Below are 15,935 nucleotides of genomic sequence, written 5' to 3' on the forward strand. Positions count from 1 at the left end.
GCACGCATGAGCGAATCAAAGGACCCGGGGCTGACGCCGCAGGTCAACGAAGTTGTTGTGCTCGGCTCAGCGGGCGGTCCAACCCCTAAATCCGGTCGGCGTCCCGTTTCCCATGCACTGGTGATCGACGAGGACGTCACCCTCGTGGACTGCGGTAACGGCACAGTCAGTCAGTTCGTCAGCGCCGGTTTGGATCTTGGGCGGCTCCGCAGGATCCTGATTTCGCATCACCACATTGACCACGTCGCGGACGTGGCCATGCTGTTGCATCTGGCATGGTCCCAGCTGAAGGCCCCTGTCCACGTCATCGGTCCACCGCCGCTGGCGCGTCTGTTCGCGCTGCATTACGAGGCTTTCGACTTCGATATCCGGTCACGAATGAATGATGAAGGCCGCCCCCACCTGCGCGAATTTGTCCGTGTGCAGGAAATAACCGGCCCTGAAACCATCGATGACGGCTCCACCACAATCACCGCAGTGTTGGTGGATCACCCGCCGGTTGAACACGCCTTCGGCTACCGGATCGACCAGGGCGGCCTGAGTGTGTGCTTCTCCGGGGATACCCGTCCCAGCGAAGCGATCACCTCTCTGGCGCGGGGCGCGGACCTTTTGATCCATGAGACGACCTACCTGACCAACGCCACTGATTATCTAAGCGCTGAACGGGCTGCTCGCGTGCTTCCCCGCATGCGCAGCGTCCACAGCGACCCCCGGGGAGCCGCCCATGTTGCAGCCGAGGCTGGGTCCAGGGAGCTTCTGCTAAGCCCGGTAGGCACGTTCGGCCCGGCGTCCGACGACGAAATCCTCGCCGAGGCGGCCGGCGAATTCACCGGCAGGACCCGGGTCGGCAGCGACTTCCTACGCATACCACTTTCATAACCAGGAGAGAACTAATTCCATGACCACTTACAACACCGGCGGCGAAGCCGTCGTCAACAGTCTCAAGGCCAACGGTCTGACCACTGTCTTCGGACTGCCAGGCGTCCAGAACGACTGGTTGTACAACGCGTTCTACGACGCCGGGGATGACATCCGCATCATCCACACCAGGCACGAGCAAGGCGCCGCCTACATGGCACTGGGTCACACTATGGCTACCGGAAAGCCCAGTGTGTGCAACGTCGTTCCGGGCCCCGGCGCATTGAATGCAGGAGCCGCCCTGGCCACCGCCTACGGATTGAACGCCAAAATGCTGTTCCTCACCGGCCAGATTCCCCAGAAGCTGATCGGCCGTGAACTGGGAACCCTTCACGAAGTCCCGGACCAGCCTGGACTGCTGCGCTCACTTACCAAGCATTACGACCGTGTGACCCACCCTGCCGAAGCCGGTACCAAAATCGCCGACGCTATCCGCGCCCTCAACACAGGACGGCCCCGCCCCGCTGCCTTGGAAGTCCCCATGGACGTTCTGGAACAACGCGCTCCTGTCCCGGACCACGTCCCGGTGGCCGACACGGCCGAAGACATCATCGACGAAGAGGGCATCGAAAAGGCCCTGAGCATCCTGGCCAGCGCAAAGAACCCCATGATCTTCGTCGCCAACGGCGCCCAGGATGTTTCCGCCGAAGTCACCAGGCTCGCCGAAATCCTTCAGGCGCCCGTGGTCGGTTACCGCACCGGACGAGGCATTGTTGACAGCCGCCATCCGCTGAGCTGCTTCCTGCCCGAAGCCAAGCCGCTGTGGGCCGAAACCGACGTCGTCATCGCTCTGGGAGGCAGTGCCAGGTCTGCTCTGCAGGGCTGGGGACGTGGCAACCGTAAACTCATCCGCATCGACGTCGACCAGACGGTCCACGGCCGCTACGGCCAACCCGATGCCGCCATCACCGGACGCCTCGAATCGCACCTGCCTGCCCTGATCGAGGGACTGGAAAAACGCGGTGTCCAGAACGCCGACATCACCGAACAAATGACACTGGTGCACAAGGAATGGAAGGAACGCAGCGCGGTCCTGGACCAGCAGACAGCTTACCTCGCAGTGATCCGCGAAGCCCTGGGCGTGGACGGGATCTTCGTTGACGAACTGACCCAAATTGGTTTCGCAAGCCGCATCCTGCTCCCTGTCTACAAACCCCGCACCTTCATCTCCACCGGGTACATGGGCACACTTGGATACGGGTTCCCGACAGCGCTTGGTGCGAAAGTCGCAAAGCCGGACACGCGGGTGCTTTCCGTTACCGGAGACGGCGGATTCATGTTCGCTGCTACGGAACTGGCGACAGCAGTCCAGCACAACATTGGCCTCGTAACGGTCCTGTTCAACAACTCCCAATACGGCAACGTCCAACAAATGCAGCGCGATCTCTACGGCGGCAAGGTTATCGCCACGGACCTCGTCAACCCGAACTTTGAACAGTTCGTCACCTCGTTTGGTGCCTCCTATGGCCGGGCGGCATCCCCGCAGGAACTGGGGCCGGTACTTGAAGACGCCTTCCGGTCCTGCAAGCCCACGGTAGTTGAAGTTGTGGTTGGAAACATGATCAGTGTGGATCAGTTCCGGTGAGCCAGACGCTGAAAAGGCCGCCGGCGCCGTACCTGGAAGAACTTTGGGGCAAGCTGGACGAGCTGCGCTGCGTCGTCATCGTCGGGCTGCCCGGGACCGGGAAAAGCCTGCTGGTGCGTGAACTCGCAGCAGCTGTGGAATCGACCGGGCGAATCAGTACCGTCCTGCAATGGGATGTCTCACGGGAGTCCTGGGATTCCCATTCCACGGCGTCGGCGCTCTATCCCGAAGTTGACGGGATCACCCATGCGGGGATCAGGCTCGCCATGGGCACCTGGGTCCGTTCGGCGGTGGGAAAGTGGTTCGCAGAACACCCCGGCGGCGAAGAAATGCTGATCGTGGAAGCTCCTCATATCGGGGGCAGGTTCTCTGAGCTGTCCCACATCACCGGCGATGAGGCAGAACGACCCCTGGCCGGGCCAGAGACACTTTTTGTCGTGGTAGCTCCTACCAAGGAGCTGCAGCTCACGCTCAAACGCCAGCGGGCTGAGGACATGGAATCCAGCGAAGGCTCCTACGAGAGCAACAACGCTTCCCCTGACCTTCTGGATGAACTGACCAACTCGCTTCGGGCTCCTGCCGGAGAGTTAGGGATCTCCGGATCTACCTCCACCGGGTACGACCCGGAACTGTACGCCGGTCTCATGCAGCATGTCCTGCGCCACCGGCATGTCCTGCTGGTCCGTCCTGACGCGTTGATGAAGGTCACTGGTTCGGTCTACTCACTGGGTGTCAGCTCGAACCGGATATGGGCCACCGAGCAGGAAGTCAGTGAATCACTGCACTCGGTGGCATCGCTGTCCTCGACCGAACTCATGCAGCGCACTGCAACTTGGTTCAGGACGTAAAGATGGCAACAGAAAGAGAGGTGGTACTGGCTCTGCGGCCGTTACCACCTCTCTTTTTTCTTTGATTTACCGGGCATGCCTCCGGCACTTAGGCTGCGGGCCGGGAACTCAATTTCTCCTGCACGCGGCGGACCAGAACCAGGGTGTGCTCGCGGCTGATCTCTTCAAGGTTGGAGTTGGCCTCTCCGTTCTCGATGGCATCAAGAATCCGGGTGTGGAAGCCAATGGTTTCCTTGCCCGCAGAAAGCCCAAGGGTCTGAATGATGATGCCCCGTTCGCGCGCGAACACAAGGCTGCTGACCGTGTCTGTCCACTGGGACAGTCGCTGCAGTTCCTGGATCAGCAGGGCATTGGGGCAACGGTTATGGATCATCTCGTGGAAGCGCCGGTTCAGGCTGGTCCAGGATTCAAAATCGAACTCATCCAGTGCGCCCATGAGGAGGCCGTTGGTTTCCCGCAGGGCCGCAATCTCTTCGGCGGTGAGCAGCGGCGCCGCCGCCCGGGTCGCGTAGGCCTCCATGACGGCCTTCATCTCCATCAGGTTGAACCAGTGCGTCTTGTCCAGCTGCACGATGGAAGGACCCGAGTTCGCCCCGTACTCGACCAAACCTTCAGCCTCGAGCCGGCGCAACGCCTCGCGGATCGGAGCCTGGCTGACTCCGATGTCCTTGACAAGATTGTCAATGATCAGACGCTGGCCCGCAGCGTACTGTGAGCCAACTATGCGATTGCGAAGGATTTCATGGGCAAAATCAACCTTGGACTGGGTAGCAGCGGCTGGTGTTGTAACTGTCATGTCTCCCCCTCGGAGCGGTAACGACGAAAACTCAGGCATTGGCAATGCCCTTTCCCGCGACGGTCAGGGGCAGCTCACGACAACCCAAAAGGGTCGTATAGCCAATCCTATGCGATCGTGTCCGGCTGCGACGGGATCCACTCGCAAAATCTCCGCTCTTATGTGCTGTGCTGTGCCCTGCTGAGGATGACGCGGCCCATGGCGGCGATGGTTGCCTTCACCTGTTCCGGTGTTCCAACGGTGATCCTGACACTCTCGGGATCCCCCATGGCGTTACCGGGGCGAACAATGATTCCCTCGCCTTCCAGGGCCTTGGTGAATGCCTTGGCGTCGCCGACTTTGACGTAGACGAAGTTCCCATGTGACTCCAGGGGCTCAAATTCGAGCTCGCGCAGGCCGGTGGTGAGGGCGTCACGGCCGTCCTTGTTCAGCCCGACGCGGCGGGTGAGTTCGGCTTCCTCGTGCAGGCTCGCCAGGGCTGCAGCCTGGGCGACGTTGGAAACTTCGTAGTTGCTTTGCACCTTCTGGACAGCGGCGATGAGTTCGCGGGACCCCACCAGGTAGGCCACGCGCAGCCCGGCCAAACCGTAGGCCTTGGAGAACGTCCGGAGAGTGACGAGGTTGCGGCGGTTGAATGCGGGTTCAGCAATCGTGTCGGTGTATTCAGGGGACTGGGCGTATTCGAAGTAGGCTTCGTCCACAACAATGGTGACGTACTCGGGGACAGTATCGATGAAGCGGAGCAGCTCTTCGCGGCCTACGATGCCGCCGGTGGGGTTGTTGGGGTTGCAGACGTAGACGATGCGGGTGTCTTCAGTGATCAGGCCCAGCATCGCCTCGAGGTCGTAGCTGCCATCTTCGCGCACGGGCGTGCTCAGCGTGGTTGCTCCCTGCTTCCGTGCGTCGAGGGCGTAGGCGTGGAAGGTGGGGGTTGAAACCACAATGTTAGTCCCCTCATCGAGGAGGGCAACGGACAAGTGGTGGATCAGTCCGATGCCGCCGGCGCCAACGGCGACCTCAGCGACGTCGACGTTTAGCATCCGGGCCAATTCTCCGCGCAGGGTGCGGAAACCGGACTCTGGGTACAGGTTGGCCTTTCCTACCTGCTCCAGTGCGGCCTTCGCGGCGGACGGGAACGGGCCGTAGGGGCCTTCATTGGCGGCCAACCCGAGGAGCTCCAGTACGGCGCCTTCCCCAGCGGCATCACGAACGCTCCTTCCCGCACTGTAGGGGGGAAGCCCATCGATCGCTGCCCGGATCCTGGGGCCGGCTCCGTTTTCATTTGCGGTGGTCTGCATATTTACCAATCCTAAGTTCTCCTATAGACTTTCCTATATGATTCTATACACGGTAGGGGAAAAGGACAATGGCTGAAACCGCAGTGTTGAAGGGGATCTTCGTCGGCAACCACTGGCGGCCGGCTACTGGCTCGAATGTTCTGGGTGTGTACAACCCGGCCAATGGACAGCTCATCGGAGAGGTGGCCGCGGCCAGCCAGACGGACGTCGACCTTGCCAGCCTGGCCGCTCTTGAGGCCTTTCCATCGTGGAGCACCACGTCAGTAGGGGATCGGGCCGCAATCATCGCCCGGATTGCTGACGGCCTTGAGGCAAGTGCGGAGGAATTGGCCGATGGCATTACCGCTGAAGTGGGCACGCCGCGGCACAAATGTGTGCGCATGCAGGTGGTTCCAGCCCTGCACAGCTTCCGCAGCGCGGCCCGGCTCGGTCCCGGAGTCCTGGTTCCCGAACAGTTGGACTCGACCCAAATCCACAAAGTTCCAGTCGGGGTGGTAGCGTGCATCACCCCGTGGAATTACCCGCTGTACCAGATTGCATCCAAGGTCGCAGCGGCCCTCGTGGCCGGTTGCACGATCGTGCTCAAGCCCAGCGAGGTGGCGCCGAGCAACGCAGCGATTTTGGCAGATGTCGCCGCCGATGCGGGACTACCCCCGGGGGTCTTCAATGTCGTGTTCGGCGAAGGCCCGACCACCGGTGAGGCACTGATCAGCCACGCCGCAATCGACTTCGTGTCCTTCACCGGATCGACCCGGGCTGGTGGGCGGATCGCCAGCGTCGCCGGCGGCCTCATCAAGCAGGTCTCGCTGGAACTCGGAGGAAAATCGGCAAGCCTCATTCTCCCCGGTACCGACCTCCCGCACGCGGTGGGCAAAACACTCGAGAAGAGTTTCCAGAACTCCGGGCAAACGTGCGCAGCCCTCACGCGGCTTCTGGTCCCGTCCGAGACGCTGGAACAGGTCTCCTCGGCACTGAAATCACAGGTGTCTGCTTTTGCCGTCGGCAGCCCTCAGGATACGGCCACTGTCCTGGGACCGGTCGCCACGGCCGCGCAGCGCGACAAGGTCCTCAACCTCACCACCGCAGCCCGTGCATCCGGAGCTGAAGTTCTGGCCTCCGGCCCTGTTTCAGGGGATCCGGAAGGCTATTACGTCCCGGCTCAAGCTTTTCTCACCGGCGCCAATGACGAACTGGCCCAAGAGGAAGTCTTCGGTCCAGTGCTGGCCGTCGTCCCATACGCCGACGTCGAGGAAGCGATCTTCATCGCCAACAACTCACCGTATGGCCTAAGTGGAGCTGTGTGGGGGCCAAGTCCGGAAGAAGCTGGCTTGGTGGCCACAAAGATCAGGACCGGAAGCGTTTCAGTGAATGGGGCGGCCACCCATCCGGATGCCCCATTTGGAGGTTTCCGGATGTCAGGGTTTGGCCGGGAACGAGGAGCCCACGGCATTGAAGAATTCCTCACTACTCAGTCAGTACATTTCCAAGAACCTCACCAAGCGGAACGCGCAACATGAAGAACCCCGATGAGAACTGGCCAAACCACAGCCGACCGCCTCCTACGGCCGGAGAGCAATGGCGGCGACGACGACTGCCATTCCTGCACCGGACCGGAAATTGACCGGCTTCGAGCGCTGCGATAGCTATTTCCGCATGGCTGCCCATGCGGAACAGGTCGGTGACTCAGTCAGGGAGTGGGTCGGCTGGTCCAATACGTGTTCGAAAACTGGCCGTGGGGGCTTTGCCTGTCGTACTCGATCGAATCGTCAGCCCCGGTTCGAGGAGCAGATGGAGCGCTTGGTCAGGGGGGTCGATGATCATCTTCACGAGTTCCTGGGCGATGCGGGTCGAAGGCTGACGTACTGACGTGATGCCGATGGCGCCCAATGACGTCAAGGATGTGTCATCGAACCCGGTCACGGCCACGTCAACGCCTGGAACGAGACCGTGTGCACGCACCGCGAAGATCGCTCCAACTGCAAGGTAATCAGACGCGCAGATGATGGCGTCTGGAGGCGACTCCGACTGGAGGAGCTGCATGGCTATTTCTTCCCCTGCGGCGATCTCATCGGTCGCGAGGGAAACGCGGTCCGCGACGACGGAGCGCTGAAGCCCGTGCTTCCGGCACGCCGCGACGTATCCCTCGAGACGCGCCGCGCTCCACACGGCATCGACCCCGAGGCCGATGAAGGCGAGCTGCCGGTGACCGCGTTCAACGACGTGCTCGACTGCCAGCTCAATTCCGCGTGCTTCGTCGATCTCCACCCAACTCCAAGGCGCCGATTTTCCTTCCAAGGTCTGGCCGTACCCGGCGAAGGGAATGGAACGCGATACCAGCTGCGCAGGGCGGGGATCATGGGGGGCGATACTGCCCATGATGATGCCTGCGGCTGAGCCTCCGAAGTAGAGCGCATCGCATGCACTGAGCCAATCCTCAGGGTCTGCTGCGGCGATGAGGGTCAGATGCATGCCCTTTGCCTGGCACGCGGCCGCGAGCGAGTATAGGAAGTCATCCATATACCCGTCACCGCTGCGCTGGGTGGAGGGAAGCGCGTATCCGATCTGAGTCGGCTTGGACAGGCGCAGGCTCGTGGCGGCAGTGCTTTTCCGGTAACGGAGCTCTCTCATCGACGCGAGGACCTTTGCTTTGGTCTTCTCGGAGACGATATCCGGGCGATTGATGACATTCGAGACCGTCATCACCGAAACGCCCGCGTGTGAGGCTACATCGTTCATGTTGGTATGACGCGGGGCGCCCCCCGGTTCGTTGTAGTCGGCTGCCATTTTGCCCTCCCTGCCTGCCAGCTCGTAGTGGAACGCGATTGGCCCCAACCCTGCTTATAGAGACGCATTTAACCCCGGCTCGGATTCGAGTTCGCGAGCATTCAGCCTCAAGCCGGGCTCAATCAGCGAACCGGTTGAGCCCGACCTGACTCACGCGGTGTCCCCAGGGTGCTGGCTCGGCGACGAGCGGCAGTATGGATGGGGAAAACGCAGCGAGGGGTGTCGTGGCCACTACGCACCCACGGTGGGTGCTGGATTTATTGTAACGTCAAAAATTTTCTCAAAAAAGAATTGTAACGTCATTAAATTGTGGGTACGATCTCTCCTAAGTCCTCCCTATCCCGGTCGACCCTCCGTACCCGGTTATCCCCTCCTTATCCTGGTCATTCTCCGTGCCCGGTCACACTCCGTATCCCGGTCGACGATGCCTGGCTGTATTCGCGGCAGGCTCAGAACGACGCGTTCAGCAGCTGTAATGGCGCACCTGATCGAGCCCAAACGTTGTACCGGACCCGCATCACATGAAAGAGGAACTACCAATGAAGCTAAAACCCTTCACCAGACGGCTTGCTGCCGTGTTCAGCATCGCCGCCCTCGCCGCAACGGCACTCGCGGGCTGCAGCTCGGGCGGGTCATCATCCGGCGACGGCAAGACTCTCAGCGTCTGGACATGGACGACGGCGGGTGCGCTTCTCAAACCGGCCGCGGACGCTTTTGAGAAAGCCAACCCGGGAACCAAAGTCGACATTGTCGATGTAGGAAACCCTGCCATCTGGGACAAAATCACTACCGGCCTCGCTGCTGGCGGCCAAGGACTCCCGGACATCATGAACACCGCCATCGACCAGCTGCCCGGCTACACCGACAAGTTCCCGAACGGCTTCGCGGACATGGGCCCCCTGGGGGCCAAGGATCTCGCTGGCGATTTCGTACCTAGCGCCTGGGGTGGAGGACTGGGCAAGGACGGGCAGGTATGGGGTATCCCGTTTGAGGTGAACACGGCCGGATTTGCTTACCGCAAGGACCTCTTGGATGCCGCAGGCATCGACATGGCATCCATCAAAACTTGGGACGAGCTCATCGACGCCGGTGTTACGCTGAAAGCCAAAACCGGAGCGAGTCTCTTCGAACTCAACAAGGCTGCAGCGAATACGAACGCAGCCGACTTTTGGCAGACACTTACGCAGCAGCAGAACGCGTTCTACTTCAACAAAGACGGCGACATCACGCTGAATGGCCCGGAAGGGGTCAAGTCGCTGACACTGCTCAAGAAGATGAATGACAAGGGAGTCCTCGCGGACTCTGCATCCTTTACAAGTAGCAATGGGCTTAGGTTCGCAGACGGGTCGGTGGCGATAAGCCCGAGTGCGTCATGGTGGCCCGGTTACATCGAGGCCAAGCAACCTCAGCTCAAAGGAAAAATGGCCACCGCACTGCGCCCGGTGGTAGACGCAGGAGGCTCAACTGCTGCCCTGGCGGGATCCACCTACCTTTCCATCGCAGGCAATAGCGCCAACAAGGACCTGGCGTGGAAATTTGTTCACTTTGCCCTGGGCACACTGGATGGTCAGCGGGTGATGCAGACCGCACAGCCCTTCACCCCCGGCTTCGTACCGATGTATAAGACTCCAGGCTTCACTGACAATAGCGGCTACTGGGTCGGCGACTCTCCAAGCAAGGTCTTCGTCGACTCGATCACTCAGCCCGACCTCGCCGTGTCGAACTACACAAGCGACTACGCTCGCGCAATCAGAATCTACACAGATGCCCAGACAAAAGTGATGCTCTCCGGAGCAGACCCGAAGGCCGCGCTCGACGAGGCTGCCAAGCTCCTCGCCGCTCAAACTGGCCGAAAGATCGCCAGCTGAAACACCGGCTGAAGCCGCTTTTCACCAAATCCGATAGAGCGTCTGGCCCCGCCCCACCAGGTAGGCGTGGCGGAGCCAGGCGCCACCGAGGGAGCACCACGGTCATGACCGATACGCACGTCCAATCGCCACAAGTTGAATCGCCGCCGGTGGCACGACGAGTACCCCCTTCCAGGCGGCCCTGGCTTACTCCGGGCAAGGTGCCATATGTCCTGCTCTCTCCGGTGATCATCCTTTTCGCCGCGTTCAAGGTCTACCCCGTCGGCTATGCTGCGTGGCTAAGTTTCACGACCAACCGTGGGGGAGTGCAGGGCTTCGCTGGGTTCGCGAACTACGAGCGCATTTTTAGCGACCCCCTGTTCTACAACGCTCTGGGCAATACCTTAATCATCTTGGTGATCCAAGTACCGGTGATGCTCATTTTGGCGCTCCTGCTGGCTGTGGCTCTCCATTCGACCCTCCTGAAGTTCCGTGCGGTCTTCCGTCTCGGTTACTTCGTTCCGGTCGTCATGGGTCTCGTCTCTTATGGTGTTGTCTTCAGCATGATGCTTGCCACGGACAACGGCATCGTGAACGTCGCGCTTCAGTCGGTTGGTCTACCGGCGATCCCTTGGCTTCAGGACGCGTTCTGGGCGAAAATTTCGCTCGGAATCGCGATGACGTGGCACTACACGGGGATCAACGCTGTCATTTATCTTGCCCAGCGGCAGAGCATCTCCGGGGACCTCTACGAAGCGGCCTCCATGGACGGCGCAGATACAGTCAAACAGTTCTTCAACGTAACCATCCCGGGGTTACGCCCGGCAATCCTCTTGACGGTCGTCACCTCAACCATCGGCACACTTCAGCTGTTCGATGAACCGTACATCCTGACCAACGGCGGTCCCGACAACGCAACCATGACGATCGGCATGTATCTCTACCAGAACGCCTTCAAGTTCTTTGATTTCGGCTATGCCTCAGCTATCGGCTTCGTCCTTGTCGGAATGGTTGTCATCGTCAGCCTGGTCCAGTTCCGGTTCATTCAGGAGAAGAAAAGTTGAGCACTTCAGTAGAGAAAATGCGTACTTCCGCGCGCATCCGGCACACCAAAGCTTCGAGCGCACTGCTCACGGCAGTCATCTTCCTAGGGTTCATCTTGATGGTGGCACCCTTCTATTGGCTGGTCATCGGCTCAACGCACAGCTCAGATGAAATCTTCGCCAACCCTCCAAATCTATTGCCGGGAGATCAGCTGTGGACAAACATTCAGGTCCTGTTCGGTGACCTCGGATTCGGGCGTGCAATCGCGAACTCCGCTGCTGTCTCGGTCATCTTCGTGATTCTTGGTGCGTTGATCTGCCTCTGTGGCGGATACGCCTTCGCGAAGTTTCAGTTCCGAGGCCGAACGCTACTTTTCGGCGTGGTTATTGCGACCCTCGCCATCCCGAGCCAGGTAACCCTGGTTCCCCTGTTCCAGACGATGGTGACACTCGGATGGCTCAACTCATATCAAGGCCTCATCCTCCCGGGACTGGCCTACCCGTTTGGACTATTCCTAATGCGGCAGGCCATGGAATCAGTACCTGACGAATTGATCCAGGCCGGCCGCATCGATGGCGCGGGCGAGTTCCGCATCCTGTTCCAGATCGTGCTCCCAACGATCCTCCCGGCAATGGCCGCTCTGGCGATTTTCCTCTTCCTGGCGATCTGGAACGAATTCGTCTGGCCCTTGGTGATCCTGCGCGCAGAATCTGCTTACACGGTGCCGGTGGCCCTGGCATCCTTCCGTGATGTCAATCTGACCGACTACGGCACCCTCATCACGGCAACAACCTTCTCCATCATCCCCGTATGTCTTGTATTCATCTTCCTGCAGCGCTATTTCGTTGCCGGTCTTCTGTCTGGAGCTGTCAAACAGTGACCATCGATTCAAATGTTAAATCCGCCTCCGTCGTGTCGTGGTCGATCATCGCCTCTGGGCCATCTCACACCGAAACCAGCCCGCTCTGGGAGCTGACCAACAACAGCACTCAGATGCCCCTCATTATCGCTGCGCCGGTCTTTGAAATCGATGGACGAGCTGTAACGTGCACAGTTCGCGAATTTAATCGCGAAGTCAAACGCCGTATCTTGACCAGCCGCGCTGAGGAATTCCTATTCGAGGGCGAGGTCGACGGCGAGCCCGGGCTCCAGCTCGCGATGCGGCTGCGTGTGACACCGGAAAGCCCAGTGGTGCGCTTCCGCTACGAATTGCGCAGTTCGACGCCTCGGCGGCTCACCAAAAGTGCTGGCAAGGAAGGGATTTCATACGTCGAGTTGCTCCGTCCCACCAGTGCCATCACTGAAGTGAGGATCTCCGATTTCGTCGAGCTTGGCCACTCTTTCATGCCCAACGAGGTCCCCATCGATTCTGCGGCTGCCAAGGCATTGTCGCCTTTGATCGGCCCCATTCTGGTAGGCGTTGAGGACGGGGCTTCTTGGCTGCTGGCCTACGAGCATGGAACCTCTGGCGGGGATCTGTTCTGCGGGTTCTGGGTCGATGGCGCCCGCGGCGTTCGAATTGGCTCAGTCAAGGGTGCCTACCTTAACGGTCAGCGGCTGGACACGGCCCAGGGATTCCGGACTCCCTGGCTTCTAGCGGCCGCTGTCGAAGGCAATCTGGACGACGTGGCGGCAGCGTTCCGTACGTTTCTGTTGAAGTACCAGTCCGAAAACGCGGAGTCCCGTCGACCGCAGATCTTCTACAACACATGGAACTTCCAGGAGCGTGAGCGCTACTGGCACGACAGGACCTACATCGATGGTCTGACTGAGGAGCGCGTGCTCGCCGAGATGGAAGTGGCAGCTCGGATGGGAATCGATACTTACGTGATCGACACCGGCTGGTACACCGCAACCGGAGACTGGGAGGTGAACCCGGAACGTTTCCCTGGCGCCCTGCTGAATGTCAGGCAACGAGCAGGCGAACTTGGCCTCCGCCTCGGGATCTGGTTCGATCCGACGTTGGCGGCATTCTCGAGCCGCGCTCTGGCCGCGCATCCCCGTGACATGAAGACGTGGCAAGGAGAACCCCTTCGGCCACGAGAAGTGTGGGAGACCGAGCCCAGCGCCCCCATGTGTTTAGTTAGTGACTGGTTCGAGACATTCGTGGGTCACCTCATCCGGATCAATCGCGAACTCGGCATTACATACTTCAAACTTGATGCGGTGAGCCAGTACGGCTGCGACAGCCCGGAACACCATCACGGAGACGACACCAACACCCCGAGCGAACGAGCGGACCGTTTCGCTTTCATGATGAGTGAGAGGATGACGGAGATCGCAGAGCGGTTGATGACCGCGGTGCCCGGTTCAATTGTCGATTTCGACGTGACCGAGAATCACCGATCTTTCGGCTTGAGCTTCCTTTCGGCTGGCAAGTACTTCCTCGTCAACAACGGACCGTACTACTCGGACTACGAGCTGCCCGCGGACTTGAACGGGGTGAACACCAATATGTTCTTCCACCCGGGTCGTTCACGCGGTTGGATATGCCGGGAACCATATGCCTTCGACCGATGGATCCCGTCCGTGCTGACCCTGGTCCATTATTTCCCGGACGACCCGCACGGCCACCAGCAGGAAAGCCTCGCAGCGATCATGCTCGGACACCACGGAATCTGGGGGGACCTGCTCACCATCTCTGAGGACGGCGTGGAGGGAATCCGCTCAACGCTTGACCGGTACCGGGCAGTCGCCATGGACTCGGCCCGGGCCAGCATGGTTACCATCGGGCTGGGTGCGGGAGCCGCAGAGATACGGGAGAAGATTCTCCCGCAAACTGGTCGTGGCATCGTGTCGTTGTTCCCTGCCCGCGGGCAATCGATCCAACACGTGACGGCAGTTCCGGTGGATTCAGGCTATTGGAGCGGCGACGGCGTTGAGGTTTCCTTAAACCCGGACGGCCGTGCTGTCATCCGCGCGACTCAGTCCGGGTCAGCGATTTTCGGGACCATCGGAGTCTGACCCATGTCCAGTCAGTGCTCTTCCACCCCCTCAACCGACCTTGCAATTGAGTACTCTGTGAATCCCTTTGACCTCGAACACCTCCCGTTCGCCACGGCTGGCTCGTACTTCGCCGTGACATCAGCCGTGAACACTGAAGACGCCGGGAAATGGGTGGAGCTGCGGACGGTCCGGGGCAGGGCGGCAACGCGTGCACTTCTGCGCATCGCGCCTCGCGACGGACTTCACGGCAAAGCAGCGTTCGATATCGACCACCTTGTGCTTCCCGCAGCGGCAGGTCACGTCAGCGTCGACTTCAACACACACCGCGTTCTCAGTGTTTCCGGCGCAGGCGTTGGCTTCGAGCTCATCATGGAGGCGGCAAGCAACTACGACACGCTGGTCCGTGTGGCCGAAGATGAATGGCGCTACCTCAGATTCTCCTCACAGGTAACGATTGCCATCCGCGTTCTCAGGGGCAGAGGCATAGAGGAATCGACGTGGGCTGGAGAACGTCACACCATGGCTACACTCCAGTTCGCGCCCGGCAGCGTCGTGCTCATTGAGGAGACGAATGATGCGACGCCGACCGCTCGGAAACCCTGGTCGCCACCGTCATTCGATGTATTCGCCGCCGCTATGCCCGAGGTAAAACCCGAGCATCAGGCGGCGAAACAGCTCGCCAGCTACATCATGTGGTCCTCGATAGTAGAGCCCTCCGGAGCAGTGCAACGGCCGGCGATGTACATGTCGAAGGGAACGATGACCAACGTTTGGAGCTGGGACAACTGCTTCAACGCAATCGCATTAGCACAGCTTCCCGAGCTCGCTGAAGACCAGTTCTTCGTGCCGTTTGACGCCCAAGCGACAAGCGGTCGGCTGCCGGACTCCGTCAACGACAAGGTCATCGATTACACCTTCACCAAGCCTCCAATTCACGGATGGGCTCTGATGGCGCTATTTAGGGCGGGCGCGGTCAACGACGAGTGGCTGCTTCGTGCCTATGATCCTCTCCAACGGTGGACGCAATGGTGGCTGACGGAACGAGTCGCCTCCGGACGCATTCTGCCGCACTACTTCCACGGGAATGACTCCGGGTGGGACAACAGCACGATCTTCGCCACAACGGTGCCTGTAGAGTCTCCTGATCTCGCGGCCTTCCTGGTCCTGCAGACAGAAGCGCTCAGTGAGATTGCCTCGCGACTGTCGCGTCCGGACGAAGCCAAGAAATGGGCAACCGTTTCATCCTCTCTCCTCAATTCGCTGCTCAAGGAAATGTGGGACGGTAGCCGATTCATCGCCCGCAAGCTCGACTCAACAGTCATCGAGTCCGCATCGCTCCTTCACCTCCTACCGGTAGTGCTCGGATCCCGTTTACCATCAGAGGTCTTCAACACACTTGTCAGTGACCTGGGGCGGTTCCGGACGGAATATGGTCTGGCAACCGAAGCCACGGATAGCCCGGCCTATATCGCCGATGGCTACTGGCGAGGTCCGATCTGGGCGCCGTGTACCGCTTTGATCATTGACGGTCTCATCGATGGCGGGGAAGAACAACTGGCCCTGGATCTCGCCGAAAGTTTGTGCGCAATGGCCTCTGCCTCGGGAATGGCCGAAAACTTTGACGCGGTCACCGGCGCCGGTCTGCGCGATCGAGCATACACGTGGACCTCCAGCGTCTTCCTGACTCTGGCAGGACTGCTAGCTGCTGAAGAGCGAACGAACGACCCCTGCGCAGGGGTCTAACGAAGACGGAGTCGGCTGCGTCCCACTCAAACGCCGACAACGGACGTTCCCTCAACCTCCGTCAGGTGACTGCACTGTGTCCTCTACATCAATCATCCGCTGCACCACTCTGCCGTCCATCCAGAG

General features: G+C 60.2%; 12 protein-coding genes. 9 read left to right on the forward strand and 3 right to left on the reverse strand.

Annotation, left to right across the window (positions count from 1 at the left end; genetic code table 11):
• Nucleotides 1–6: 6 nt before the first annotated feature.
• Genes AC1DD7_RS18215 through AC1DD7_RS18225 form a run of 3 tightly spaced genes read left to right on the forward strand, consistent with a single transcriptional unit; the run spans nt 7 to nt 3,351 of the window.
• Nucleotides 7–879 carry an MBL fold metallo-hydrolase gene (locus tag AC1DD7_RS18215; protein WP_441437351.1) on the forward strand — a complete coding sequence of 291 codons (873 nt, stop codon included), beginning with the start codon at nt 7–9 and terminating at the stop codon, nt 877–879.
• A gap of 19 nt (nt 880–898) precedes the next feature.
• On the forward strand, nt 899–2,503 hold the full coding sequence (locus AC1DD7_RS18220; RefSeq protein ID WP_441437350.1) for a thiamine pyrophosphate-dependent enzyme: 1,605 nt from the start codon (nt 899–901) through the stop codon (nt 2,501–2,503).
• The gene (locus tag AC1DD7_RS18225) at nt 2,500–3,351 is read left to right on the forward strand and encodes a P-loop NTPase family protein (RefSeq protein WP_441437349.1); all 852 of its coding nucleotides are present in this window, start codon (nt 2,500–2,502) and stop codon (nt 3,349–3,351) included. The genes AC1DD7_RS18220 and AC1DD7_RS18225 overlap by 4 nt, the downstream gene beginning before the upstream one ends.
• Nucleotides 3,352–3,439: 88 nt before the next feature.
• Here the strand turns inward: AC1DD7_RS18225 and AC1DD7_RS18230 are convergent, their stop codons facing one another.
• Together AC1DD7_RS18230 and hisC are read right to left on the reverse strand one after the other, a co-directional pair.
• A complete protein-coding gene (locus AC1DD7_RS18230; protein ID WP_441437348.1) occupies nt 3,440–4,147 on the reverse strand; it encodes a GntR family transcriptional regulator in 708 nt (235 codons plus the stop codon).
• A 158-nt stretch (nt 4,148–4,305) separates the two neighbouring features.
• The gene (gene hisC, locus AC1DD7_RS18235) at nt 4,306–5,445 is read right to left on the reverse strand and encodes a histidinol-phosphate transaminase (RefSeq protein ID WP_476900896.1); all 1,140 of its coding nucleotides are present in this window, start codon (nt 5,443–5,445) and stop codon (nt 4,306–4,308) included.
• Between the two features lie 68 nt (nt 5,446–5,513).
• Between hisC and AC1DD7_RS18240 the strand changes: the two genes are divergently transcribed.
• The gene (locus tag AC1DD7_RS18240; protein WP_441437346.1) at nt 5,514–6,962 is read left to right on the forward strand and encodes an aldehyde dehydrogenase family protein; all 1,449 of its coding nucleotides are present in this window, start codon (nt 5,514–5,516) and stop codon (nt 6,960–6,962) included.
• Between the two features lie 166 nt (nt 6,963–7,128).
• Here the strand turns inward: AC1DD7_RS18240 and AC1DD7_RS18245 are convergent, their stop codons facing one another.
• A complete protein-coding gene (locus tag AC1DD7_RS18245; protein ID WP_441437345.1) occupies nt 7,129–8,229 on the reverse strand; it encodes a LacI family DNA-binding transcriptional regulator in 1,101 nt (366 codons plus the stop codon).
• A 539-nt stretch (nt 8,230–8,768) separates the two neighbouring features.
• Here AC1DD7_RS18245 and AC1DD7_RS18250 point away from each other — a divergent pair.
• The 5 genes from AC1DD7_RS18250 to AC1DD7_RS18270 all read left to right on the forward strand — a co-directional run bounded on the left by AC1DD7_RS18250 (nt 8,769) and on the right by AC1DD7_RS18270 (nt 15,809).
• Nucleotides 8,769–10,097, forward strand: coding sequence for an ABC transporter substrate-binding protein (locus AC1DD7_RS18250; RefSeq protein ID WP_441437344.1), 1,329 nt, complete (start codon nt 8,769–8,771; stop codon nt 10,095–10,097).
• Between the two features lie 104 nt (nt 10,098–10,201).
• Entirely contained in the window at nt 10,202–11,140 is a 939-nt protein-coding gene (locus AC1DD7_RS18255; RefSeq protein ID WP_441437343.1) for a carbohydrate ABC transporter permease, read from the forward strand.
• A complete protein-coding gene (locus AC1DD7_RS18260; protein ID WP_441437342.1) occupies nt 11,137–12,000 on the forward strand; it encodes a carbohydrate ABC transporter permease in 864 nt (287 codons plus the stop codon). The genes AC1DD7_RS18255 and AC1DD7_RS18260 overlap by 4 nt, the downstream gene beginning before the upstream one ends.
• The gene (locus AC1DD7_RS18265; RefSeq protein ID WP_477516069.1) at nt 11,997–14,084 is read left to right on the forward strand and encodes an alpha-galactosidase; all 2,088 of its coding nucleotides are present in this window, start codon (nt 11,997–11,999) and stop codon (nt 14,082–14,084) included. The genes AC1DD7_RS18260 and AC1DD7_RS18265 overlap by 4 nt, the downstream gene beginning before the upstream one ends.
• A 57-nt stretch (nt 14,085–14,141) precedes the next feature.
• Nucleotides 14,142–15,809, forward strand: a complete 1,668-nt coding sequence (locus AC1DD7_RS18270; RefSeq protein ID WP_442003126.1) for an amylo-alpha-1,6-glucosidase — start codon at nt 14,142–14,144, stop codon at nt 15,807–15,809.
• Nucleotides 15,810–15,935 lie beyond the last annotated feature (126 nt).

Source organism: Paenarthrobacter sp. 10L412 (genome assembly GCF_056395565.1).